The sequence below is a fragment of the Vibrio scophthalmi LMG 19158 genome (assembly GCF_000222585.1).
Lineage (GTDB): Bacteria > Pseudomonadota > Gammaproteobacteria > Enterobacterales > Vibrionaceae > Vibrio > Vibrio scophthalmi.
The window spans coordinates 17,666-40,157 of sequence record NZ_AFWE01000068.1 but is presented as its reverse complement, the minus strand read 5'-3'; the positions used below and the strand labels follow the sequence as shown (position 1 = coordinate 40,157).

The window sequence follows — 22,492 nt, the reverse complement described above, 5'->3', positions numbered from 1 at the left end:
GTGACCTTTGATTATATATTTGAAAAATATTGTTATTTTGTTGTGTCTCTTAGCTTGAGTTTGCTAGGTACATAAACTCGTAATGGGATTGTACGGCCGTCACGAGACTTCTCAATCAGTAAGTTAACACCTTGAATTCCCATCAGTTCAGAGTGAATACGAACGGTTGATAAAGATGGGAAGGTAAATTTAGCTGTTGGGATGTCGTTTACACTGATGAGCGCAATATCATCAGGAATGTTTAATCCATGCTCATGAACTGCACGTAAAACACCGATTGCGATTGAATCTGATGCAATAAACATGGCTTTTGGGTAGTCGCCACTTTCTAACATCTGCTTCGCCAGTTTGTAGCCCGAAGAGCTAGAGAAGTCGCCTCGGTAGATGTCTTGTTCGCTAACAACGTTCTTCAAACCGCCGTATTCTGCGAAGGCGATCTCGCGAATATCAGAGGTGTTGATATCGTCCTGGCCACCGATGAAACCAATGCGCTCATAACCTTGGCTGATAAAGAAATTGGTGATTTCTTTGCTGATACGAGCGAGATCGATATCAACAGAATCATAAGGTTCTGAGTGATCAGTGAAGTCAACGTAACAGATGTTATCCGTAAGCTTTTTCGCTTGCTCGATAACTTCTTGAGTCATCCTTCCTACGAGTAAAATGCCAGTAACTTGGCTTGAGTTGGTCTGTATTTTACTTTCATAACAGTTGGTTAGATCAACATCCATCTTTTCGCACTGAGTCTCGATACCGTGACGAATTGATAGGTAGTAAGGGTCGTTAATTTCCGCTTCTTGCTTGTAGTTATAAAGTGCAAGGAAGTGATGGTGCTGCTTTTTGCTGCTAACTGTTTTACGTGAGCTGCTCGTTTTGTACTCCAGCTTCTCTGCAATTTCAAAGATACGCCTTTTGGTCTCTTCCTTGACACTTAATGTAGGATCTTCATTGAGAACCCGAGAAACGGTAGCTAATGAAACATTAGCTTCAGTCGCGATATCTTTTAACGTTGCCATACTCACTTCCTGTTCTTGGAACATTGCGCTGCTTTGAAATTTGTCTTTAGTAAAAAAAGCAATGCACCTCTTTATTGTACAGACCTATTGTAATCAAACTGAAAGTCATTGCATTAACTTTTAGTAAAATAAATGCTCAACTTTTCTGTGATGTCTCAAATCTAACTATCTATAAATATCTCATTTAAATTCAATGAATTAGATGGCTGTACCGATTTGTTTTTTCTATAACTTAATCGATGTGCTGTGTGTGACTTTGTGTAAACGTTTACACTTCGTGGTTCTGATCACAGAAGTATTGCCAAATTGGCTGCTACTATTTCCGCAACAACGAGCCAATACGCTGCGTATTGGCTCACATTAAATCGTGAATGACAGCGAAGAGAGGTTGATTGTGAAAGTACTGGTTACAGGCGGTATGGGTTACATCGGGAGCCATACATGCATCCAAATGATGCAGGCAGGCATGGAGCCAATCATTGTAGATAACCTTTGCAATAGCAAAGAGCTAGTACTGGAGCGAATCAATGCGCTAACCGGTCAAACACCAATATTTTACTTCGGTGATATCCGTGATGAGTCATTTTTAGATGGCGTATTTGCCAAGTACGATATTCAAGCTGTGATTCATTTTGCAGGCCTAAAAGCAGTGGGCGAATCAGTCGCTAAGCCTTTGGAGTACTACGATAACAATGTAAATGGTTCTCTGGTTCTAGCTCGTAGCATGAAGAAAGCAGGCGTGAAAAGTATCGTGTTTAGCTCTTCTGCAACCGTGTATGGCGATCCTGAGATTGTGCCGATCACCGAAAGTTCACCAACGGGCGAAACAACGAACCCTTATGGTCGTAGTAAGTACATGGTCGAGGAGTTTTTGAGTGATTTGTTCAACGCTGAAAACGACTGGAGCGTCACTTTACTGCGCTATTTCAACCCGGTTGGCGCGCACACATCAGGCACTATTGGCGAAGACCCTCAGGGAATTCCAAATAACTTAATGCCATTCATTGCGCAAGTTGCAGTCGGTCGTAGAGAGAAGCTTTCTATCTTTGGAAACGATTACCCAACACCGGATGGAACGGGCGTTCGTGACTATATTCACGTGATGGATTTGGCCGATGGCCATGTCGCAGCACTAAAGGCGGTCGGTGAAAAGGCAGGTTTGCACATTTACAACCTAGGTACAGGTAAAGGATCGAGTGTTCTAGAAATGCTGCAAGCTTTTGCTGAAGCATCAGGCAAGCCGGTTCCTTATGAATTGTGCCCACGCCGTGCTGGTGATATTGCCGAATGTTGGGCAAGTACTGAAAAGGCGGAGCGTGAACTAGGCTGGAAGGCGACTCGTAGCGTTATGGAGATGACGGCGGATACGTGGAAGTGGCAGTCGAATAACCCTAATGGTTACTAACTTGATGTAATTAAAAGCTGCAATTCCAACTTCCTTGGGGAATACAGAGATAAGAAAAGAGAGATTCCAGATATCTCGCACCTCGATTCTGGAATGACGAATGAGCACAAGGCTATGAAGCGGTTGCCTTTGCACTACTAGCACAACGAGATTACACGTCATTCCCTACAGCGAGGAACGAGCGTGATGGGGAATCTCTTTGTAGAAGAATTATTCGTTTTGGTTAATTAACCAGAACACACAATTTAAGAGCAATGTAAGTATGTCAAAAGTTGAATTTAACCCAGTCGATCATCCGCACCGTCGTTATAACCCATTAACTGGTCAGTGGATCTTAGTCTCGCCACATCGTGCGAAACGTCCGTGGAGTGGTCAAGATGAAAAGCCAGCCACTGCGCAACTGCCTGCGTACGACAAAGAGTGTTTCTTGTGCCCGACCAACACGCGTATCTCGGGTGATGAAAACCCAGACTACGACGGAACTTACGTGTTCAGTAACGATTTCGCGGCGTTGATGCCTGATTCGCCTGACGCTCCGGAGTCTGAAAACCCTCTATTTAAGACTCAAGGTGTTCGTGGGTTGAGCCGCGTTATCTGCTTTTCTCCAGACCACAGCAAAACACTGCCGGAACTACCGCTGAACAAAATTCGTGGTGTGATTGATACCTGGAATGAACAGATTGAAGAGCTAGGTAAAGATTACCTATGGGTTCAAGCATTTGAAAACAAAGGTGAGACCATGGGCTGCTCTCAGCCACACCCGCACGGTCAAATCTGGGCGAACAGCTTTCTGCCAAACGAAATTGAACGCAAAGAGAAATTACTAAAAGAGTACTTCGAACAACAACGCTCAAATCTATTAGTGGATTACGTTGAAGCTGAAATGAAAGACGGCTCACGCACTGTGGTTGAAACGGAACATTGGATTGCCGTAGTTCCTTACTGGGCAGCGTGGCCGTTTGAAACCATGTTGCTACCTAAAACGCAAATTCGCCGTATGAGTGAACTGACTGATGAGCAGCGTGATGATTTAGCGGTCGCGATTAAGAAACTAACCAGTCGTTACGACAACCTGTTCCAATGCTCATTCCCATACTCCATGGGCTGGCACTATGCGCCGTTCTTTGAAGAGGGCACAGACATCGACCATTGGCAGCTGCATGCGCTTTTCTACCCGCCGCTACTGCGCAGCGCATCGGTTCGTAAATTCATGGTGGGTTACGAAATGTTGGCGGAATCGCAACGCGATTTGACCGCAGAACAAGCAGCGCAACGTCTTCGTGTTCTGAGTGACGTTCACTACAAAGAGCAGTAATGCGAAGCTTCTTAGGTAACAAGCGAGATTCCTGATATCTCGTCCCTCGATTATGGAATGACGGCAGATGAGAAGCTCTGAACCTCAGAAGCTTAGCAGCCATGTTGTCATTTCCTACCGTGAGAGATGAACGAGATAGGGAATCTGAAAGAATTAAAGTGGTGCCATAAAGGGGCCATAACCAATTGAATATAGAGTTTAACCAGAGAGTTTACTTATGTCTGACCTAACCCAAAACGTGAAAGTATCTTTTGAGCAAGTCCTTGGTTACCAAGCGACTCATATTATCCAAGCACCAGGTCGTGTGAACCTGATCGGTGAACACACTGACTACAACGACGGTTTTGTCCTACCGTGTGCCATTAACTACCAAACCGTAGTCGCAGCGGCTAAGCGTGACGACAACATGGTACGTGTAGTATCAGTGGACTACGGTAATGCAGTCGATGAGTTCGATTTAACTCAAGAGATCACATTCCAACAAGATAAAATGTGGGCGAACTACATTCGTGGTGTGGTGAAGTGCTTAAAAGGTCGCGGCTTTGAATTTACAGGTGCAGACATCTCTGTAACGGGTAACGTACCTCAAGGCGCAGGTTTAAGTTCTTCTGCGGCACTGGAAGTGGTGATTGGTCAAACATTCAAGGTGCTTTACAACCTAGAGATCAGCCAAGCCGAAGTAGCGCTTAATGGTCAGCAAGCCGAAAACGAGTTCGTTGGCTGTAACTGCGGCATTATGGATCAAATGATCTCGGCGGAAGGTCAAGCGAATAACGCGATGCTTTTGGATTGCCGTAGCCTAGAAACTCAAGCGGTTTCAATGCCTGAAGATATGGCGGTGGTGATCATCAATTCAAACAAGAAACGTGGTTTGGTCGACAGTGAATACAACACGCGCCGTGAGCAGTGTGAAGAAGCGGCTCGCTTGTTCGGTGTTCCTGCACTTCGTGATGTAACGATTGAGCAGTTCAAAGCGAAAGAGTCTGAGTTGGATGGGATGGTAGCTAAGCGTGCTCGCCACGTGATTACCGAAAATGATCGTACCGTTGAAGCGGCTCAAGCTCTGCGTACTCATGACATGAAACGCATGGGTGAGTTGATGGCGGAATCACATGCATCAATGCGTGATGATTTTGAAATCACAGTCAAAGAGATCGATACGCTAGTGGATATGGTTAAAGAAGTGATTGGAGACCAAGGTGGCGTACGCATGACGGGCGGTGGCTTTGGTGGATGTATCGTGGCGTTGGTTCCTCCAACTTTAGTTGATGAAATTAAAACAACAGTAGAACAAAAATACCAAGCCGCGACCGGACTAAAAGAATCCATTTATGTGTGCCAAGCGAAAAACGGCGCTGGTCTAGTTGAAGTAATCTAACCTACAGACAAAAGGCTTATCAGACAAAAAGATCATTGTAGGCCAAATGCTAATGCCTTTACCTTAAAGTAGGGGCTTTATTACTGGCAGTAGAAGGAATTTAGAATGACACAAGCGCAGAACCTGCATCAACTCATGACAGAAACTGCAGCCTATGATGGCCAACCTGCTCAGCTTGTCACACTGTCGAATGCACACGGCATGGAAGTGACATTCATGGATATTGGCGCAACGTGGTTGAGCTGTATCTTGCTAGTAAAAGGAAACCGACGAGAAGTGCTATTGGGTGTTAATTCAATGGATAACTTCGAGAAGCAAGCCAGTTATATGGGGGCGACAGTTGGTCGTTATGCTAACCGCATTGCCAATGGTCGTTTCAAGATTGATGGCAAGACTTATAAGCTGGAAACCAACCAAGCAGGGAACACCTTACATGGTGGTCCGAATGGTTTTGATAAACGTCGTTGGAATATTACTGAGCAGACTGAAACATCGGTTGTGTTTAGTTTGGTCTCAGCGGATGGCGATCAAGGTTTTCCGGGTAATTTGAATGTGTCGGTGCGTTATGACATCACCGAAGATAATCGAGTTTCTATTAATTATTCTGCATCCACAGACAAGCCTACCGTGGTCAATCTAACGAATCATGCGTATTTCAATCTACTTGGTGCGGAAGCAGGGCACGACTGCTTGTCTCACATTGTAAGTATCAACGCATCTCAGTTCTTACCGACCAATTCGGTAGGTATCCCGTTAGGTAACCTTAAATCGGTGAAATCGACCAGCTTTGACTTCAATCAACCTATGATGATCTCAGAGCGTTTCTTAGGTGATGAACAGCAGAAATCAGCCAAGGGTTACGACCACTCTTTCTTATTGGCTGACGGCTGTAAAGGCACCCAATGTGCCGCGACAGTGACCTCGCCAGATGCGCTAGTTACCTTAAAAGTATTTTCGACCAAACCGGCGATGCAGCTATACATCGGAAACTGGCTTGGTAGTACACCAAACCGAAGTGGTGGCAACTATGAAGATTACGCAGGTTTGGCATTAGAAACCCAGTTCTTACCTGACTCTCCTAACCACCCAGAGTGGAAGCAGGACAGTTGTATTCTCAAGCCTGAACAAGAATATAACTACAGTACCTGCTACCAGTTTGAATTTTCGGGGGATTCTTCAAACTAGTACACTCAAGCTCAAAGCGGTTACGCCAACGTCTTTTGCTTGTGAATAGAACGATGTGAATTATCGCGTTGTTCTTGGGGGATGAGCAAAAGTGGCGCTTAATAAGAGTGCGGTTTATTAAGCGCGATTGTGAGGATCTGAGTAAGGTAAGAAAGCCCTAACAGAAGCGATTCTGTTAGGGCTTTTTTTGTTTGCTATTTGGTCAGAGACCAGAACTTAGATTTTTTCAACCGAATTACGGCGCACCAAAGTCGGAGAGAACATCATTGGTTCTGCCGAAGTGTATTCACCTTTGGCTAGGTTCAAGGCTAGTCGTGTTGCTTTCTCAGCCATCATTTGAATTGGGTAACGAATCGTAGTCAGTTTCGGGTGAACATAGCGGGCAATTAAGCCATCATCGAATCCGATGATCGACATGTTATCTGGTGCTTGAATACCGTTCTCGTCGAGTACCGACAAGGCACCCGCCGCCATGTAGTCGTTGTAGGCCACAATACCTGTGATCGGTAGGGATTTGGTCAGCAGGTTGGTCATTGCATATTCGCCACCATCACTGGTTGGCTGGGCGTGTTCAATATAGCTTTCAGATAGCTTAATGCCATACTCTTTCAGAGCAGCTTGGTAGCCCTCAACACGTTCATTTGCATCTTCAATGCTTGAAGATGAGGCTATACAGGCAATGTTTTTATGACCGTGACGAACCAAATATTCAGTCGCGAGGAAGGCGCCTTTCTTGTTATCAAGGAAGATGCAACGTTCAGCAATCTCTTCGATATAGCGGTTGATCAGTACCAAGCCTTTCACTTCTTTGGCGTAGCCGATCAGCTCTTCATCGGTTAGACCTTTTGAGTGAATCACAAGTGAATCGCAGCGGTTATTGATCAAAAGTTCAATGGCTTGCTTCTCTTCTTCACGGTCATGAGAGCCATTGCTCACTAAGATGTGTTTGCCGTTTTCTCTTGCAATGTTGTCGACCGATTTAACGAGCGTGCCAAAGAAAGGATCCGAAATATCACCCACGAGTACGCCAATGGTATTGGTGCTTTGGCTTACCAGGGCGCGAGCATTGGCATTTGGACGGTAGCCAAGCTTAGACATCGCTTTAGTTACAGATTCAATAGAACTAGCACTCGCCTTAGGGGATTTGTTGATCACTCGAGATACGGTTGCAACAGAAACACCAGCTTCCTCTGCTACATCTTTGATTGTCGCCATTTTTAACCTCATTTGATTACTGTGCTTATTTAACACCGACAATGAGAGCAAGGCAATGAAACTCTTATTTTACTTCCATTATTGAGATCTTTACCGCTTGTAATTATTGGACTTAGTGCTAGTGTAAACATTTACACTTTACTTAATTTTAGTAAATTATTTATGAATAGAAATCAATCAATATAGGAAGTGATAAATGGATACTGTCTCTTATGGCGACTTTGCTAAGTTAGAAATGCGTGTGGGTAAGATCATCGAGGTTGTGCGTCATGAAAATGCGGACAAGCTTTACATTGTGCAAGTCGATGTGGGTGAAAAGACGCTGCAAACAGTGACTAGCCTAGTGCCTTACTACACAGAAGAAGAGTTAATGGGCAAGCAGGTTGTTGTGCTATGTAATTTAGCGAAAGCCAAGATGAGAGGCCAGAATTCAGAATGTATGCTGTTATGCGCGGAAGCTGATGATGGTTCAGAAAGCGTATTGCTTACTCCGGAACGTATCATGTCAGCGGGTATTCGAATTGTTTAATTTGAGTTTATTGAGAATGGCGATTGTGAACAATGAAACGAAAAGTATGTAAAAGTTGTGGCGAATTGATCTCACGGGAATTATGCACATGCAACTTCTGTTTGAGTAAAGATCCATTTGGTTATAAAAAAGAAAAAAATTAGTCGTTGTTAGCTTCACCATACTAGTAATGTTTTGGCCTCTAATGAAAATCTATGGTGTGTGACTTTAGCCAATTTCAAGTAGCATATTTATGCGTAACCTTAATTCATACGCTTATGATAATGTGTTGAATTTAATGGTGATATATTGTTATGGGCACTAGTTTGGAAGGGCTTTTATGTCTAAAGTCAACAAAGCACTAGCGCCTCATTTAGACTGTACAATCTTCCCATAGGTGTAAGCGAGTTCAGCTACAGTTTTGGCAGAGAATTTTTTCAGTAAATTCGCTCGGTGAACCTCTACGGTGCGCATGGCGATACACAGTTCATCGGCGATGCGAATATTGCGTTTTCCTACAATGATCAAGTGCAGAATATCTTTTTCTCTGGTGGTGAGTGACTCATATGCTTTCTTCGCTAATGCGATGTCTAAGTTGGCGGCAGACTCTCTTTGTCCTTTCAAGATAGCTTGTGCTAACTCGCCCCCTTTTACTGGTTTTTGGAAAAAGTTAACCGCGCCAGCTTGCATTGCATCAACAGCCATTGGCACATCACCATGTCCAGTGAGGTAAATGACCGCCAGTGGGCTACAAGCTTCATTAAGAATTTGATGCACTTGTTGGCCTCGTAAATTGGGCATTCTGCTATCGAGGATCACACAACCCGCTTGCTCAATCTCGACACCATCGAGAAACGCCTGACCATCAGAAAATGCAGTGACGCAAAAATCATATTCCTCCAGCATAAATGCCAATGAATCTCGTACTGATTCGTCGTCGTCAACGACGTACACCGGTAATTGCTTGTCACTCATCTATCTGTCCTTGATGCTTTCTTTTGGCGCAGCGGCGCTTTTGGCTAACGATTTGACTGCCTGATAGGGCAAGGTCAGCTCAACGATACAACCATGTGGTTCAACAGATTGTATTTCGAATTCTCCGCCATGCATTTCCAATACATCTCGGCAAATCGATAAACCTAACCCCAGTCCTTCCTGTTTTGAGCTAACAAAGGCTTCGGTTGGGTTGGGTTGTTGTAAACCTGTGCCATTATCGATGATGCGAATAAATACGTTCTGCGCTTGAAAATCTGTATGTATCGCAATCTTACCTGAATAAGGTGCGGGATGCTGTTCTGCCTGTGTCACGCAGGCATCAATGGCGTTGCTCATAACATTAACCAAGGCTTGTTGTAAGCCAACAATATCCGCTTCGATAGGTCGGCTACGGCCTTCGGTGCTGCGCACAACTTCAATCGTTTGTTTTTGCAGGCGGAAGTGCATTAACTCCAGAGTATCTGAAATCAGCGCTTCTAAGTTAAAGTTTGTTATTGCGACACTGCGTTTTTTAATCAAGGTGCGTAGGCGAGACACAATCGCATCAGCGCGCTCAACTTGCTGCTGTATTTTTTCCAATACCGGTACGATGTCTTCATAGGGGCGATTTTTCGCCATACGTAAAAGTCCACCTTCACTGTAGTTGCGAATCGCTGCCAGTGGTTGGTTGAGCTCGTGAGCCAAACTGCTGCCCAACTCTCCCACAATCGCGACGCGTTGCGAGTGCTCTAGCATCTCGCTTTTTTCTTTTAGTCGCTGCAAGGTTTTCTCTAAAGCGTGTTTGCTTTTACTGAATCGATATTCCAACCAGAAATGGTAAATATTCAATACTATGACAAATAAGAACAGTGCCCATGCCCACTCCTGATGAGTTCGCAGCCAACGCAGTGCTTCTTTCCACCATGGTTGTTGGAGTGGATGCAAATCCATGGCTTGATAGAGCTTATCAATCGACAGCAAGCTAACAGGGGATGTCCATCCCGATGCTCTAGCGGCAATCGCTGCCGGGCTACTCTCGGGCATCGCCAGCAGTGCGCGGCTAATTTGCTTGGCCAGTTGAGAAGAGCCCCGTTCAGTTTTTGCCAATGACCAATTGGGGTAGAGCGGGGTGGACACCACGCACTCTGTTTGAGGTAAATGGATAGGGCTGAGAACACGTAATTGCCCTTTGTCTAACAAGCCTTCATTTTCCATGTGCTCTTTAAGGCATGCAGGTACCACTGCCGCCTCGATATTGTGGTCACGCAGTTGATAGAGACTGGCGTCGATAGGAAAACCGAGATAACGCACATCAGAAAAGAAATCGTTAGGATTAAGCCCTTGCTCTATTACTTGGTAGCGCAACGTGAGGTAGCCACCAAAAGCGTTCTCAGATACCGCGGCAATGGGTAAGCCTGCCACATCGTCAAGTGTTAAGTAGGGAGAGTCGGCACGAACGATTAAAGAGGAACCAATCCCATAATTAGAATATTCAGGTGCTTGACTGGTGAGTGTTGCCACCCAAGAAAGGGCGTATTGACGGCCTAAACGCACAGCCTGCCCGGGGTTAGTCAGAACAAAATCCATGCTTTTCTGTTCAACCGCTTGCGTCATGCCATCTAAATCAAGAGGGTGGAGAACTAAGTTCACTTGAGGGATTTGTTGATTCAGCCAGTCGATGGTGGGTTGCCAACGTTGATAAGCATACAAATGGCCACGCGTCGCCAACACACCCACATCGATTTGTGGTTTGAGTTCCGTGTGTGAATCTAATGCATTCTTTTGCGTCTGTGCGTAAGCAATGCCAGAGGTAAGAAAGACAAACGCAATCCACAACCGAACGAAGTTTACGATTTTTGTCTTCATGAATAGCTTCTTTATCCTGTTATTTGGAATAGCAGAATAACAGCAACATTAGGGATTCTATATTTGTTTTAGATCAACATTGATGTCGGTATGTGGAAATCCACAATATCAGCAAATAGAAGGAAGAGAAGAAAATACCAGCAAGCTTTATTCAGTCTTAGCAGGTGAGGTATGGATTCCAGTAAACGTCGTTTTCTCAGTGCGGTAACGGCAGGCGCGGCACTTATTCCAATCGCAGGGATAGGTACCGCAACCGCAGGTACGGTGATCAGAAATAACAATGAGCCAGACAGAAAAGGTCACGTGGGTAAGCGCTATGCGATGGTGGTGGATCTACGTAAATGTGTTGGCTGCCAGGCATGTACTGTGGGTTGCAGTATTGAAAACCAAGCGCCGATTGGTCAGTTCCGTACCACAGTGAAACAGTATGAAGTCACGCTCGATGATGGCTCATCTATCACTGAGGACGTGAAGTCTTTTATGCTGCCGCGTCTATGTAACCATTGTGACAATCCGCCTTGTGTTGCTGTCTGTCCGGTGCAAGCCACTTACCAACGTGAAGATGGTATTGTAATGGTGGATAACAGCCGCTGTGTGGCTTGTGCTTACTGCGTACAAGCTTGTCCATACGATGTACGGTTTATTAATGAAGAAACGTTGACCGCCGACAAATGCACTTTCTGTGCTCACCGTCTTGAAAATGGCTTGTTGCCTGCTTGTGTGGAAACCTGCGTAGGTGGCGCGCGCGTGATTGGCGACATCAATGATCCTCGTAGTACAGTGAGTCGTTTGATGAATGAGCATCGTGACGATCTCAAAGTGCTTAAGCCCAATGAAGAGACCAAACCCCATGTGTTCTACATTGGTATGAATGAACGTTTTACCCAACACATCGAAGGTCAGCCTGCGATTTATGATCCGCAAGGAGCGCGCGCATGAACATTACCGAAGTCTTAGTTCAACCTCAGGCCATTGCTTGGCTACCGTGGGCGGTACAGTATTTTTTCTACATCGGTTCGGCTTATGCTGCGGCCATTCTATTTTTAATCGCCTTATTGTTTGAATCTCATACCAGCCATCGACTGCGCGCAGCGTTGGTGTTAACCCTAGCCATTGGTGCGATTGTTGGGCCACTTGCGTTAACGGGGGATCTGCATCAACCGGGGCGTGCTTGGCATTTTTACCCGTATCTCTCTTCTTGGTCGTGGATGTCTTTAGGCGCTATCTTCCTTCCGATCTTTTCCGCTTTAGCTGTGGCGACAGCGTGGTTGTATCTGCGTAACGACTTAATCAACCTCGCCAATCAATCGGGTAAAGTGCTCCCACTACTGTCTAAATTGTCACTTGGTCAATGGCAAACCAGTCGCCAATTGATGGTGTCGATGGCCGTCATTACCGTGATCTCCGGTTTGAGTATTGCGCTGTACACCGGAGCTGAGATCGCGGTGGTGAAATCACGCTCACTGTGGCACCAACCCGCGTCGCCTTTGCTTTGGTTTGTGACCGCTTTTATTGGCGCGGTGGGTTTTGCTCTAGTGATTTGGCTTCTGATCCCATCAAAAACCAAAACGTTGACAATGGGCGACACCCGTTTGCTAAAACAAACCACCATGATGAGCGGGATATTGGGGCTATTGCTACTGCTGATTTGGGCATCAAACAACACTTCATTTTCACTTTTCACACAACCAGAGTGGCTAAAGTATATAGCGCTCATAGCAACGTTGTTGTTGATGAGTGGGTTATTGGCACGATTTGCGTTTCGTGATGTAAGCGATAGTTTGCTGCGCACATTGCTTTTTTCTGCTGTTGCCCTTGCGGCGACGTGGGCGGTTCGCTGGATCACCATGATGGAGGTGCAAACTATCGCTCGTTATGACATGGGGCCTTACCCTTATGAATTACCACTCGGCAGCAATGGTTTACTGGGCATTGTCGGTATGTTTGGACTTTGGATAGCGCTGGCGTTACTGGCTTCTGAGCTTATTCAACCAAAACGTGAAACTGCATCTTCTGCAACCACTCAACACTGATTTAAGAGGATTTCATTATGGATAATAAACGCCGTCAGTTATTGAAATCAGGGCTTGCAGTTGGAGGGCTTGGCGCCTTTGCTGCTGGGTATGCAACCACCACCAAACACATGGTTGATGGGGCTGTTCACGGCACCGCAGGCGTAAAGACACGTGACATTCACCATGGCAACTCGTTAGAACCAGAATACAAAGTGAATCAACAAGGCAACCTTATTCCAAACACGAATCAACGTGTTGCTCCATCGATGTGTTTTGGTTGTTGGAGTCTGTGTGGCTTGCGTGTGCGTATTGATAATCGTAACGATGAGATTTTACGTATTGTCGGTAACCCTTACCATCCTCTTTCCCATCATCAGCACATTCCGTTCGAAACTCCCGTTAAAAAGGCATATTTGGGCATGGCTGGGGAAGCAGGGTTAGAAGGGCGTTCTACCGCCTGTGCTCGTGGTAATGGCATGCTGGAAATTCGCAATAGCCCTTATCGGATCACTCAGCCGCTTAAGCGTGTCGGCAAGCGTGGTGAAGGAAGATGGGTGCCGATCAGCTACGAACAGCTGGTTGATGAAGTGGTGAATGGCGGCGATTTATTTGGCGAAGGCTATGTTGAAGGCCTCAAAGACATTCGTGATTTGACTACTCCAGTCGATCCACAAAACCCAGAATATGGCCCAAAAGCGAACCAACTGCTGATGACAAATGCCGGCAACGAAGGACGTGACGATATCTTTAAACGTTTCGCGTTCAATAGCTTTGGTACTCGCAACTTTGGCCACCATGGTTCTTATTGTGGTTATGCATTCCGTGCGGGTAGCGGCGCGTTCATGAATGATTTGGATAAGAACGCGCACTTAAAGCCAGATTTTGATAACGCGGAATACATTATCTTTATCGGTATGTCGCCAGCGCAAGCGGGTAATCCATTTAAGCGTCAATCACGTCAGCTTGCAAAGGCGCGTACGGAAGGCAAGTTAGAATACACAATCATTACGCCAAGCCTGCCGGCTGGTTCATCCAGCCTTGCCGCCGGTGATACCAACCATTGGATGCCAATCAAACCGGGCAGCGATTCAGCTTTGGTGTTGGGCATGATCCAATGGATCCTTGAAAACGAGCGCTACAACAAAACATTCCTAGCTCAACCAGGTGTCAATGCGATGCAACAAGCGGGCACGGCACATTGGTGTAACGCGACGCATCTGGTGATCAGCGATGAGACGCATCCTCGCCATGGCGCTTTCTTACGTGCGTCGGAGATGGGAATGCCTTTTGACGGCGAAGTGCTATCGGAAAGCGATCCGTACGTGATTGTTGATGCGCAAAGTGGTGAGTTCGGTGTGCATAGCCAAATGGGCGCCGCCGAATTGTTCGTAGACCGATACGTGCAACTTGCGTCTGGTTCTGTTCGAGTGAAGTCGTCGCTGCTGTGTTTAAAAGAAGAAGCGTTTAAGTACGATTTGAACTTCTACAGTGAGCAATGTGAAGTTCCTGTTGATCAAATCATTGCGCTGGCAAAACGTTTCACCAGTCATGGCACCAAAGCGGTCGTTGATACCCACGGTGGCAATATGCACACTAACGGTTTCTACAATGCCTTTACCATCATGATGCTCAATGCCTTAATTGGTAACATCAACATGAAAGGTGGCGCGATGGCGAAAGCAGGTGGATACCCAACCTCAGCTGCGGGCCCGCGTTATGACTTCACCAAATTTGCAGGGAAAGTTGCACCAAAAGGCGTATTCCTTTCCCGCAGTAAATTCCCGTATCAAAAGACCAGTGAATATAAACGTCGAGTGGCTGTGGGTGAATCACCTTATCCAACTCGCGCGCCTTGGTATCCGTTTGCGGCGCCGTTATTAACGGAACATCTATCTGCGGCCATTGATGGTTATCCATACCGTGTGAAGGTGTGGGTTAACCATATGGCGAACCCAATCTATGGGGTTCCAGGCTTAAAAACGTTGTTGGAAGACAAGCTGAAAGACCCGAAACAGCTTGGTTTGATCGTTTCGATTGACGCATTCATCAATGAAACCACAGCGCTATCGGATTACATCGTGCCGGATACGGTGACCTATGAGAGCTGGGGGATGGCAACACCTTGGCATGATGTTCCGGTGAAAACTGTGACGGCTCGCTGGCCGATTGTAGAAGCACGCACTGATAAGACCGCTGATGGTCGCAGTGTTTGCTTAGAAAACTTCTTAATTGATGTCGCGAAGAAGATGCAACTTGGCGGCTTTGGCGACCAAGCCATTAAAGATGCTCAAGGGCAGTGGCATGGCATTCATAGCGCGGAAGATTTCTATCTTCGTTCTGCGGCCAACTTGGCTTACATCAAAGGTGGTGTTCCAGAAGTGAGTGCAGAAGATATCGCGTGGTCTGGTCTAGAGCGCCTCATGCCAAGTATGCAAAAAGTACTGACACCCGATGAGATGAAGCGTGTGGCGTACATTTTTGCTCGTGGTGGCCGCTTTGAGAATGCAACTGAGGCTTACCAAGGTGAGCAGATGAAGTATAAATGGACTCGGCCTGTTGCGATTTGGAACGAACGTGTAGGTAGTGCAAAAAATACTATGACAGGCGAGTTTTACAGCGGTTGCCCAACGTGGTATCCACAAAAGCTCTCAGACGGTACACCATTGGATACTCAATATCCCAAAGCAGATTGGCCGTTTAGTTTGACTAACTTCAAATCGAATATTCATAGCGCGGTATCCAATTTATCGCCTCGTCTAAATTCGATTAAAGGGGTGAACCCAGTTTACATTCATCCAAATGACGCTAAGGATGCTGGTATTCGAACCGGTGATCAGTTTGTTATTGAAACGCCAACTGCAAGTACCACAGCGTTGGCGATGGTGGTCTCTGGGATCAGACGAGGCACGCTTGGTTTTGAACATGGCTTTGGCCACACTGAACTTGGTGAACGCGCACACTGGATTGGCGACATGCAGCAACCAGTGAAAATAAACGGTCAAGATGGGGTAAACATTAACGATATTGGTTTGATAGATCCAACTCGAGATGGCAATGGTGTAGTGCTCGATTGGGTAGTTGGTGCTGCGGTACGCCAATCAATTCCAGCCAAAATTAGGAAAGTGTAGCGTTTAAGTAAACTTACTTTTCGAAGATTTAATAAAACAGCCTCTTCATAATTGAATGACGAGGCTGTTTTATTTTTTGCTGGCATAGCTAAGGTAGTAATTGCCGGGTACTAGTCTTACTATAGGCATTAGTTCCTTAGTTGTCGAAAATGACTAGTATAGGCATTAATATAAGCTAAATGCGAAGTCATAAAGCCCTAAGTATTAGCATTTTATGAGTCACAGAATATAGCGTTTAAAAGTAATACTGTTTTAAACAGATTTATGTAGAAGTACTTCTTGTGCTCGAAGGCGATTTTGTGATTTAACAAAGTAACAGCATCCTGCTAAAAATAACAAAGGAATCACAGGATCAAACCAACTTCCATGAGTGCCTATAAGTAAATTTAGGGTCATGATCAATGCTCCGCCAATTGACCAAGCGATCGTTGTTGGAATGGTCCAAATTACCAATTGCTTACGTACTTCTGTTACACCCATTAATCGATTTACAATATGGAATAAGCTGTCGTTGAAATAGCCAGCAAACAGGCTACCCATAGTTGCTGCTGAAGCGGCGAACAACATGTTTACGCCTTGTATTTCAGCTAGTACAGGGGCAGAGATCGAGGCCGCGGTGATCATTGATACGGTTCCGCTACCTTGAATCACTCGAACCAGAGTCGCAATTATAAATGGGATCATTATCGGTGATATCGACATTGCGGCTATCTGGTTTGCTATTTCAGCACCAGCACCAGATTCGCGTAAGACTCCACCAAGAGCACCACCAGCTCCAGTTACCAACAAAATGATACCAGCCGTGGAAATGCCTTCTTCTAGTTTGTTGGTTGTCGTCTCTTTATCTAAATAAGGTGTCAGTGTATATATCGCCAATAATGTACTGATTGATAAGGCGACCATCGGATTCCCTAAAAACTTTATGGTTGCGCCCAAAGCGCTTTGAGATAATCCTTCTAAACCAAATTGTGTTTCAGCAAGACCGACTAAAGAATTTATCAAAATTAGCAGGATAGGTACGACGATTGGCATAATAGAATAAGTTAATGATGGTAAATTTTTTGATTCTTTAGATGCCATATAATCATCGTGAACTTTTCTTAGATCGTTAGTTTCATTTGTCAGACTAGGAGGCGTCATATATTCAGGGAAATGATTTTCAAGCCAGCGAGCATAAAGCACAATGCCAAATACCGATGGTAAAGCGACAAGAAGGCCAAGACCTAGCATCGAAGCTATATCGACACCAAAAATACTTGCAACGCCTAATGGACCGGGTGTCGGGGGAATACAGTGATGGGCTACAACTAAGCCCCCGGCCAATGCCACAGTTAAAGTTAGAATGGAACGATTGGATGTTTTAGCCAGAGATTTAGCAATTGGGAATAGAATAATCAGTGCGCTATCAACAAATACCGGAATGCTGACAATATAACCAGTGATTGCAAGAGCTGTTTCTTCCTTTTTCTTACCTAGCCATTTGATGAAATGATAAGCGATTGATTCACCAGCTCCAGATGTTTCTAGAATTGCGCCCATCATGACACCTAGTCCGATAACTATACCTATGCCACCTAAGGTACCTCCAAATCCACTACTTATAGCCGACATGGTGTCGTCAACGCTAAGTCCTCCAATCAAGCCTGCAATACACGCCGCGATTAGCATTGCGATAAGGACGTGTACTCGAGTTCTTAGAACTAGGAAAATCAAAACAAAAACTGCGACAATTAAGCCAATAACAGAAGTTGGTAACATTAGACAGCCTCCATTTCAAGAATTGGGTATTGGCTTAAATAAGCCTGAATAATAGATTCAAAGTTATCGTCAACTTTAAAACCTAAAGCAAGTTCTGCATTATTGTTGAATGATTGAGGCCAACTAGCCACTATTCGAGCGATGGCTGAATCTGGTTCGAACGTTACTAACTTAGCTCGATTCTCTCCTGCTGTTTTAGCCATAACATTTAGCATTAGTTCAGGAGTCACTTGTATCCCTGGAAGGTTAAAAGTACGAAAACCTTTTATAGATCCCGCTTTTAATTGGCTTGCATGAATGATGTTATCAATGACCGTTTTAGGGCTCGATATCCATAAAGGTAGATCTATATTTACAGGACAATTTGACTTTTCGCCTTTCAATGGCTCGCGGATGATTCCACTCACAAATGATGAGGCCGCTTTATTTGGAGAGCCTGGACGGATACATATTGTTGGTAAACGCACAGTGATAGCATCGACTAGTCCTTTTCGACCAAAATCATTGACCAATAACTCACAGATAGCTTTTTGAGTGCCATATGACGAGCTAGGTTGAGTTGCAGTCATTGGCTCTATGCGAGATGGAAGAGTTCCGCCAAAAACCGCTAGGGAGCTAGAGAAGACAAAACGGATAGATGGATTTACTTGTCGGCATTGTTCTAAGAGCAATTGTGTTGCTGTTAGGTTCACTTTAATCCCAAGATCAAAGTCTTCTTCAGCATGACTTGAGACTATCGCTGCCAAATGGAAAACATGCGTTGTATTTGCATTGATCAATGTCTTAACTTCATTTGGATCTGTAATATCCGCAACGATAGATTCGACTCGGGGATCATGTATTGCTGAACTTGCTAGGGCAATTTGATCAACAACTTTTAGTGATTTAATTTGTGGATAGTCGCGCAGTAGGGCGTGAGTTAGCATGCTGCCAAGGAAACCAGCACCGCCAGTAATAATGATGTTCATTATATAATCCTTTTTTATAACACTGTGTTTATAGAAGCGGTCAATGAATTGACCGCTCTTGCAAGGTCCATTTATAAATAGTTTTTAGCCCAAACAAGGCCTTCTTTTGTGCTTTGTTTTGGTTTGTATTCACAACCCATCCAACCTTGGTAGCCCGCCAGGTCGAGTTGTTCAAAGATATATGGATAGTTGATTTCGCCTTCAGATGGTTCATGGCGCAGGGGTACTGAGGCTATTTGAACGTGACCAATGTAATCAGCCAGATCGCGGATCATTACGGTTAAATCCCCGTCCATAATTTGCGCGTGATAAAGATCAAACTGCAGCCTTACATTTGGTCGTTCAACTTGTTTGATTAATTCAACAGCTTCGCGTTGATGTGCGATGAAATAGTCTGGTACATCGCGGTTGTTTAACGGTTCTATCAACAGCTCAATGTCATACTTGGCGAATTTATCTGCCGCATAACGGATATTATTGATGAAGGTTTCAACGTGTTGTTGGCGAGTGAACTTTGCATCCACAATGCCAGACATCGCATGGACTTTTTTACAATTAAGCGCTTGGGCATATAACAATGCAGTTTCTACGCTTTGTTTGAACTCTTCTTCACGTCCTGGGATAGCGGCAAAGCCTCGTTCTCCTGCATCCCAATCACCGGGAGGCATGTTAAATAGTGCTTGTTCAAACCCGTATTGAGAGAGCTTATCCGCTAACACTTTCGGCTCATACGCGTAAGGGAAGAGGTATTCTACGGCTTTAAATCCACATTGATGTGCTTGCTCAAAGCGCTCGAGAAAATCCACTTCGTTAAAAAGCATGGTTAAGTTTGCTGCGAATTTAGCCATTATTTGCCACTCCCTGATAATTCAGCAACTTCATCTTTAGTTAAGTACCTGATTGAATTATTTTTTAATAAAAACATTAATTTAGCGGTTTCCTCCAACTCTTCAGCGTTATCAATGGCATCTTCTAAATCCACACCGGTGATCACTGGGCCATGGTTTGCGAGTAAAAACGCACGATAGTCAGCAGCTCGTTTACCTAGTTCTTGGGCAATTTGAGGATGCCCAGGCTTTAGGTATGGGATAACGGGCATTTGTCCAATGCGCATCACGTAGTAAGGAGTGAAGGGTTTAATGGCATTATCATGGTCGAGATTGTTTAAACACGACAATGCCGTTAGATAAGTCGAATGTAAGTGAACGACAGCATTACATTTTGGATTATTGCGATATAAGGCTAAGTGAAACGCCACTTCTTTTGAGGCTTTCTTGCCGGAAATAAGATTACCGTCAATGTCTACGACACTCAGCTCTTCTGCCACTAAACGCCCAAATGATGAGCCTGTGGGTGTTGCAAGAAAATGGCCATTTGGCAACTTGACAGAAAGGTTACCGGATCCCCCTGTGGCATAGCCACGTTCGAACATCGAACGGGCTAACTCCACGACTTGCTGGCGAATTTGTTCTTCATTCATAGAAAAAACTCCTGCGCTTTAACAAAGAAATGCTCATCGCCAAAGTTGCCTGACTTCAGTGCCAGAGATAAAGAACCATCTAACGATTTGACCCACGGCACGCCAGGAGCTATCTGTGGGCCGATATGAAACCCTTGTACGCCTAAACTTTGGGTTACTGTGCCTGATGTTTCGCCACCAGCGACGATAAAGTTACGTACACCGGCTTCTTGAAGTTGGTGAGCTAATTGGCTAAAGAATTTTTCGACCGCCTGGCTGGAAACTTGCGCGCCATATTGTTGTTGAATTTCATGCAGCTTGTCTGAGTCGGCTGTTGCATAAACCATCGGTGCAAGAGGCGTGTCTAGCTGAGTTAGGACCCATTCACTGACTTGTTGTGCGTAATGTTCGTTACTCAAACACGCTTCTACATCAACAGAAAAGTGAGGAGCTTTGGTCTTATATTCTGCAACTTGTTTATTCGTCATCAATGAGCATGAGCCTGATAGAATGACGCTTTTCGCTTGAGTAGGAAGACCTGTAGATTTAGCTTTGCTTTGATCCGCTAAATGGTTCGCCCAGTTTTTAGCAATGCCGGTAGCTAAACCTGAACCGCCAGTCACCAGTTTTAATGATTTGGCAGCTTGACCTAACGTAACTAAATGCTCAGTGTTAAACGCATCAACAACAGCGTATCGGTAGCCTTGATGGCGTAACTCTTGAAAATGCGTAGTTGTTGCATCAGCCCCATTTTCAACTACTTGATAATTCACTAACCCCGTTTTGCCTTGGGCTTGTGCATTCATTAAGCGTAGTAAACTGGAATCGGTCATCGGGGTGACGGGATGATTGCGCATACCTGACTCATTGAGTGGCTCGCCCAATACAAATAAATGACCATTGAACACGGTACGGCCATTAACAGGTAATGCAGGACAAACTATCGTAAAGTCTTCATCAAGGGTCTTAAGTAATGCATCCGTAACCGGTCCGATATTACCTTTTGCTGTGCTATCAAATGTAGAGCAGTACTTAAAATAAAACTGCTGACAGCCTTGTGATTGTAACCAGTTCAGTGCGGCTAATGAGTCTGAAACAGCTTCATCAACAGGGCATGAACGAGATTTCAAACTGATCACAACTGCATCGGCTTCAACGGATGTATTGTTTTCCGGAATACCATTTAGCTGAACCGTTCGCATACCATTTTCGACGAGAAAACCGGCTATATCGGTAGCGCCAGTAAAATCATCTGCAATAACACCTAATAACATAGTTACTTCTCCACGCCTGGTAGTTCAATACCGTTAAAGATTTTGATGACAGCACTATCATCTTCTTTACCAAAGCCTGCATTACTAGCAGAAGTAAACATGTTGAGAGCAGTGCTTGCTAAGGGAAGAGGAAACTTAAGGTCTTGCGCTGTATCTGTGACGAGGTTGAGGTCTTTAACGAAAATATCGACCATGGATTTTGGTGAATAATCACCGTCTACAACATGCTTCATGCGGTTTTCGAACATCCATGAATTGCCCGCGGCATTAGTGACTACGTCGTACATAAGATCTAATGGAATATTAGCGCGAGCCGCCAGTGCCATTGCTTCAGCGCCTGCTGCAATATGAACACCCGCTAAAAGTTGGTGAATGATTTTCACCGTTGCACCTAAACCAATTTCAGTGCCGATGTTATAGACTTTACCTGCGGTCGCTTTTAATACTGGATCAAGTTTTTCAAATGCTTGAATGCTACCAGATGCCATGATTGTCATTTCACCTGCTTCGGCTTTCAGAGCACCGCCGGATACAGGAGCATCTAGCATAATGAGGTTATGGTCTTTAAGGCCCGCTTCTATCTCTTTGGCATCTTGGGCAGAGATGGTGGCAGATACCATCACCGGGGTGTAAGGCTTTAGATTATTGGCAAGTCCGGAATCAAAAAGAATAGACTTTACTTGCTTGGCATTAATGACGAGTAACAGCACAGCATCGAGTTTTTGTGCAAATTGATTTGCATCAGTAGAGACAGCTTTTGCACCTGCATTACCTAACTCTTCAAGTGCAGTCGGATTGAGATCGACCCCATACACATCAAGGCCAGCTCGAATACAAGACTTTGCAGCCCCCATCCCCATGGAACCTAAGCCAATGACAGCGACTGAATTAACGGTTTGTTCATTCATATTTTTCTCACAAAGTTATGTTAATTTATGTTTCTTGTTGTGATTATATGGGAACATTGTTTTTAAATGATGCGTTTTAGCTCACGAAATTCACAAAAATTATCAAAAATGGATTTTTT

General features: G+C 44.9%; 19 protein-coding genes. 9 read left to right on the top strand and 10 right to left on the bottom strand.

The window, feature by feature from the left end; all coding sequences use genetic code 11:
- Positions 1-32: 32 nt before the first annotated feature.
- Positions 33-1,016 (bottom strand): transcriptional regulator EbgR, encoded by a 984-nt coding sequence (gene ebgR, locus RH88_RS04585; protein ID WP_005593776.1) that lies wholly within the window; start codon positions 1,014-1,016, stop codon positions 33-35.
- Positions 1,017-1,218: 202 nt separating this feature from the next.
- Between ebgR and RH88_RS23530 the strand changes: the two genes are divergently transcribed.
- The 5 genes from RH88_RS23530 to galM all read left to right on the top strand — a co-directional run bounded on the left by RH88_RS23530 (position 1,219) and on the right by galM (position 6,299).
- Positions 1,219-1,380 (top strand): hypothetical protein, encoded by a 162-nt coding sequence (locus RH88_RS23530; RefSeq protein ID WP_005593775.1) that lies wholly within the window; start codon positions 1,219-1,221, stop codon positions 1,378-1,380.
- Positions 1,381-1,410: 30 nt separating this feature from the next.
- On the top strand, positions 1,411-2,421 hold the full coding sequence (gene galE, locus RH88_RS04580; protein ID WP_005593774.1) for a UDP-glucose 4-epimerase GalE: 1,011 nt from the start codon (positions 1,411-1,413) through the stop codon (positions 2,419-2,421).
- A 262-nt stretch (positions 2,422-2,683) separates the two neighbouring features.
- Positions 2,684-3,736 carry a UDP-glucose--hexose-1-phosphate uridylyltransferase gene (locus RH88_RS04575; protein ID WP_005593773.1) on the top strand — a complete coding sequence of 351 codons (1,053 nt, stop codon included), beginning with the start codon at positions 2,684-2,686 and terminating at the stop codon, positions 3,734-3,736.
- 217 nt (positions 3,737-3,953) lie between these two features.
- A complete protein-coding gene (galK, locus tag RH88_RS04570; RefSeq protein WP_005593771.1) occupies positions 3,954-5,114 on the top strand; it encodes a galactokinase in 1,161 nt (386 codons plus the stop codon).
- A gap of 105 nt (positions 5,115-5,219) precedes the next feature.
- Positions 5,220-6,299 carry a galactose-1-epimerase gene (galM, locus tag RH88_RS04565; RefSeq protein WP_005593770.1) on the top strand — a complete coding sequence of 360 codons (1,080 nt, stop codon included), beginning with the start codon at positions 5,220-5,222 and terminating at the stop codon, positions 6,297-6,299.
- A 216-nt stretch (positions 6,300-6,515) separates the two neighbouring features.
- Here the strand turns inward: galM and RH88_RS04560 are convergent, their stop codons facing one another.
- Positions 6,516-7,514 carry a substrate-binding domain-containing protein gene (locus RH88_RS04560; RefSeq protein ID WP_005593769.1) on the bottom strand — a complete coding sequence of 333 codons (999 nt, stop codon included), beginning with the start codon at positions 7,512-7,514 and terminating at the stop codon, positions 6,516-6,518.
- Between the two features lie 196 nt (positions 7,515-7,710).
- On the opposite strand from RH88_RS04560, the gene RH88_RS04555 reads away from it, so the two are divergent.
- Complete coding sequence (locus RH88_RS04555; RefSeq protein WP_005593768.1) at positions 7,711-8,043, top strand: tRNA-binding protein; 333 nt, start codon at positions 7,711-7,713, stop codon at positions 8,041-8,043.
- A 348-nt stretch (positions 8,044-8,391) separates the two neighbouring features.
- Here the strand turns inward: RH88_RS04555 and RH88_RS04550 are convergent, their stop codons facing one another.
- Both RH88_RS04550 and RH88_RS04545 read right to left on the bottom strand, forming a co-directional pair.
- The gene (locus tag RH88_RS04550; RefSeq protein WP_005593767.1) at positions 8,392-8,997 is read right to left on the bottom strand and encodes a response regulator transcription factor; all 606 of its coding nucleotides are present in this window, start codon (positions 8,995-8,997) and stop codon (positions 8,392-8,394) included.
- Positions 8,998-10,863: a sensor histidine kinase gene (locus RH88_RS04545; protein ID WP_005593766.1), complete on the bottom strand. Its 1,866-nt coding sequence runs from the start codon at positions 10,861-10,863 to the stop codon at positions 8,998-9,000.
- Between the two features lie 171 nt (positions 10,864-11,034).
- Between RH88_RS04545 and dsrO the strand changes: the two genes are divergently transcribed.
- From dsrO to RH88_RS04530, 3 genes are read left to right on the top strand one after another with little or no spacing between them, the layout of a single operon-like run.
- Entirely contained in the window at positions 11,035-11,802 is a 768-nt protein-coding gene (gene dsrO, locus RH88_RS04540; protein WP_005593764.1) for a sulfate reduction electron transfer complex DsrMKJOP subunit DsrO, read from the top strand.
- Positions 11,799-12,896 (top strand): NrfD/PsrC family molybdoenzyme membrane anchor subunit, encoded by a 1,098-nt coding sequence (gene nrfD, locus RH88_RS04535; protein WP_005593763.1) that lies wholly within the window; start codon positions 11,799-11,801, stop codon positions 12,894-12,896. The genes dsrO and nrfD overlap by 4 nt, the downstream gene beginning before the upstream one ends.
- A 17-nt stretch (positions 12,897-12,913) precedes the next feature.
- Positions 12,914-16,006, top strand: a complete 3,093-nt coding sequence (locus RH88_RS04530) for a tetrathionate reductase subunit A (RefSeq protein WP_005593762.1) — start codon at positions 12,914-12,916, stop codon at positions 16,004-16,006.
- Positions 16,007-16,258: 252 nt separating this feature from the next.
- On the opposite strand, the gene RH88_RS04525 is transcribed toward RH88_RS04530, so the two are convergent.
- The 6 genes from RH88_RS04525 to ltnD all read right to left on the bottom strand — a co-directional run bounded on the left by RH88_RS04525 (position 16,259) and on the right by ltnD (position 22,373).
- Positions 16,259-17,764: a GntP family permease gene (locus RH88_RS04525; protein ID WP_005593761.1), complete on the bottom strand. Its 1,506-nt coding sequence runs from the start codon at positions 17,762-17,764 to the stop codon at positions 16,259-16,261.
- Complete coding sequence (gene denD / locus RH88_RS04520; protein ID WP_005593760.1) at positions 17,764-18,732, bottom strand: D-erythronate dehydrogenase; 969 nt, start codon at positions 18,730-18,732, stop codon at positions 17,764-17,766. The genes RH88_RS04525 and denD overlap by 1 nt, the downstream gene beginning before the upstream one ends.
- A 71-nt stretch (positions 18,733-18,803) precedes the next feature.
- Entirely contained in the window at positions 18,804-19,580 is a 777-nt protein-coding gene (gene otnI, locus RH88_RS04515; protein ID WP_005593759.1) for a 2-oxo-tetronate isomerase, read from the bottom strand.
- Positions 19,580-20,212 carry a 3-oxo-tetronate 4-phosphate decarboxylase gene (gene otnC, locus RH88_RS04510; protein ID WP_005593758.1) on the bottom strand — a complete coding sequence of 211 codons (633 nt, stop codon included), beginning with the start codon at positions 20,210-20,212 and terminating at the stop codon, positions 19,580-19,582. Before otnC ends, otnI begins: the two co-directional genes overlap by 1 nt.
- Positions 20,209-21,465, bottom strand: a complete 1,257-nt coding sequence (gene otnK / locus RH88_RS04505; RefSeq protein ID WP_005593757.1) for a 3-oxo-tetronate kinase — start codon at positions 21,463-21,465, stop codon at positions 20,209-20,211. The genes otnC and otnK overlap by 4 nt, the downstream gene beginning before the upstream one ends.
- Before the next feature lie 2 nt (positions 21,466-21,467).
- A complete protein-coding gene (gene ltnD, locus RH88_RS04500; RefSeq protein ID WP_005593756.1) occupies positions 21,468-22,373 on the bottom strand; it encodes an L-threonate dehydrogenase in 906 nt (301 codons plus the stop codon).
- Between the last annotated feature and the right edge of the window lie 119 nt (positions 22,374-22,492).

What these genes read in the sequence shown, in the direction of transcription:
- ebgR (WP_005593776.1), bottom strand. Translation starts at nt 1,016, where the DNA reads ATGGCAACGTTAAAAGATATCGCGACTGAAGCTAATGTTTCATTAGCT.
- RH88_RS23530 (WP_005593775.1), top strand. Translation starts at nt 1,219, where the DNA reads ATGGCTGTACCGATTTGTTTTTTCTATAACTTAATCGATGTGCTGTGT.
- RH88_RS04575 (WP_005593773.1), top strand. Translation starts at nt 2,684, where the DNA reads ATGTCAAAAGTTGAATTTAACCCAGTCGATCATCCGCACCGTCGTTAT.
- galK (WP_005593771.1), top strand. Translation starts at nt 3,954, where the DNA reads ATGTCTGACCTAACCCAAAACGTGAAAGTATCTTTTGAGCAAGTCCTT.
- galM (WP_005593770.1), top strand. Translation starts at nt 5,220, where the DNA reads ATGACACAAGCGCAGAACCTGCATCAACTCATGACAGAAACTGCAGCC.
- RH88_RS04560 (WP_005593769.1), bottom strand. Translation starts at nt 7,514, where the DNA reads ATGGCGACAATCAAAGATGTAGCAGAGGAAGCTGGTGTTTCTGTTGCA.
- RH88_RS04555 (WP_005593768.1), top strand. Translation starts at nt 7,711, where the DNA reads ATGGATACTGTCTCTTATGGCGACTTTGCTAAGTTAGAAATGCGTGTG.
- RH88_RS04550 (WP_005593767.1), bottom strand. Translation starts at nt 8,997, where the DNA reads ATGAGTGACAAGCAATTACCGGTGTACGTCGTTGACGACGACGAATCA.
- RH88_RS04545 (WP_005593766.1), bottom strand. Translation starts at nt 10,863, where the DNA reads ATGAAGACAAAAATCGTAAACTTCGTTCGGTTGTGGATTGCGTTTGTC.
- dsrO (WP_005593764.1), top strand. Translation starts at nt 11,035, where the DNA reads ATGGATTCCAGTAAACGTCGTTTTCTCAGTGCGGTAACGGCAGGCGCG.
- nrfD (WP_005593763.1), top strand. Translation starts at nt 11,799, where the DNA reads ATGAACATTACCGAAGTCTTAGTTCAACCTCAGGCCATTGCTTGGCTA.
- RH88_RS04530 (WP_005593762.1), top strand. Translation starts at nt 12,914, where the DNA reads ATGGATAATAAACGCCGTCAGTTATTGAAATCAGGGCTTGCAGTTGGA.
- RH88_RS04525 (WP_005593761.1), bottom strand. Translation starts at nt 17,764, where the DNA reads ATGTTACCAACTTCTGTTATTGGCTTAATTGTCGCAGTTTTTGTTTTG.
- denD (WP_005593760.1), bottom strand. Translation starts at nt 18,732, where the DNA reads ATGAACATCATTATTACTGGCGGTGCTGGTTTCCTTGGCAGCATGCTA.
- otnI (WP_005593759.1), bottom strand. Translation starts at nt 19,580, where the DNA reads ATGGCTAAATTCGCAGCAAACTTAACCATGCTTTTTAACGAAGTGGAT.
- otnC (WP_005593758.1), bottom strand. Translation starts at nt 20,212, where the DNA reads ATGAATGAAGAACAAATTCGCCAGCAAGTCGTGGAGTTAGCCCGTTCG.
- otnK (WP_005593757.1), bottom strand. Translation starts at nt 21,465, where the DNA reads ATGTTATTAGGTGTTATTGCAGATGATTTTACTGGCGCTACCGATATA.
- ltnD (WP_005593756.1), bottom strand. Translation starts at nt 22,373, where the DNA reads ATGAATGAACAAACCGTTAATTCAGTCGCTGTCATTGGCTTAGGTTCC.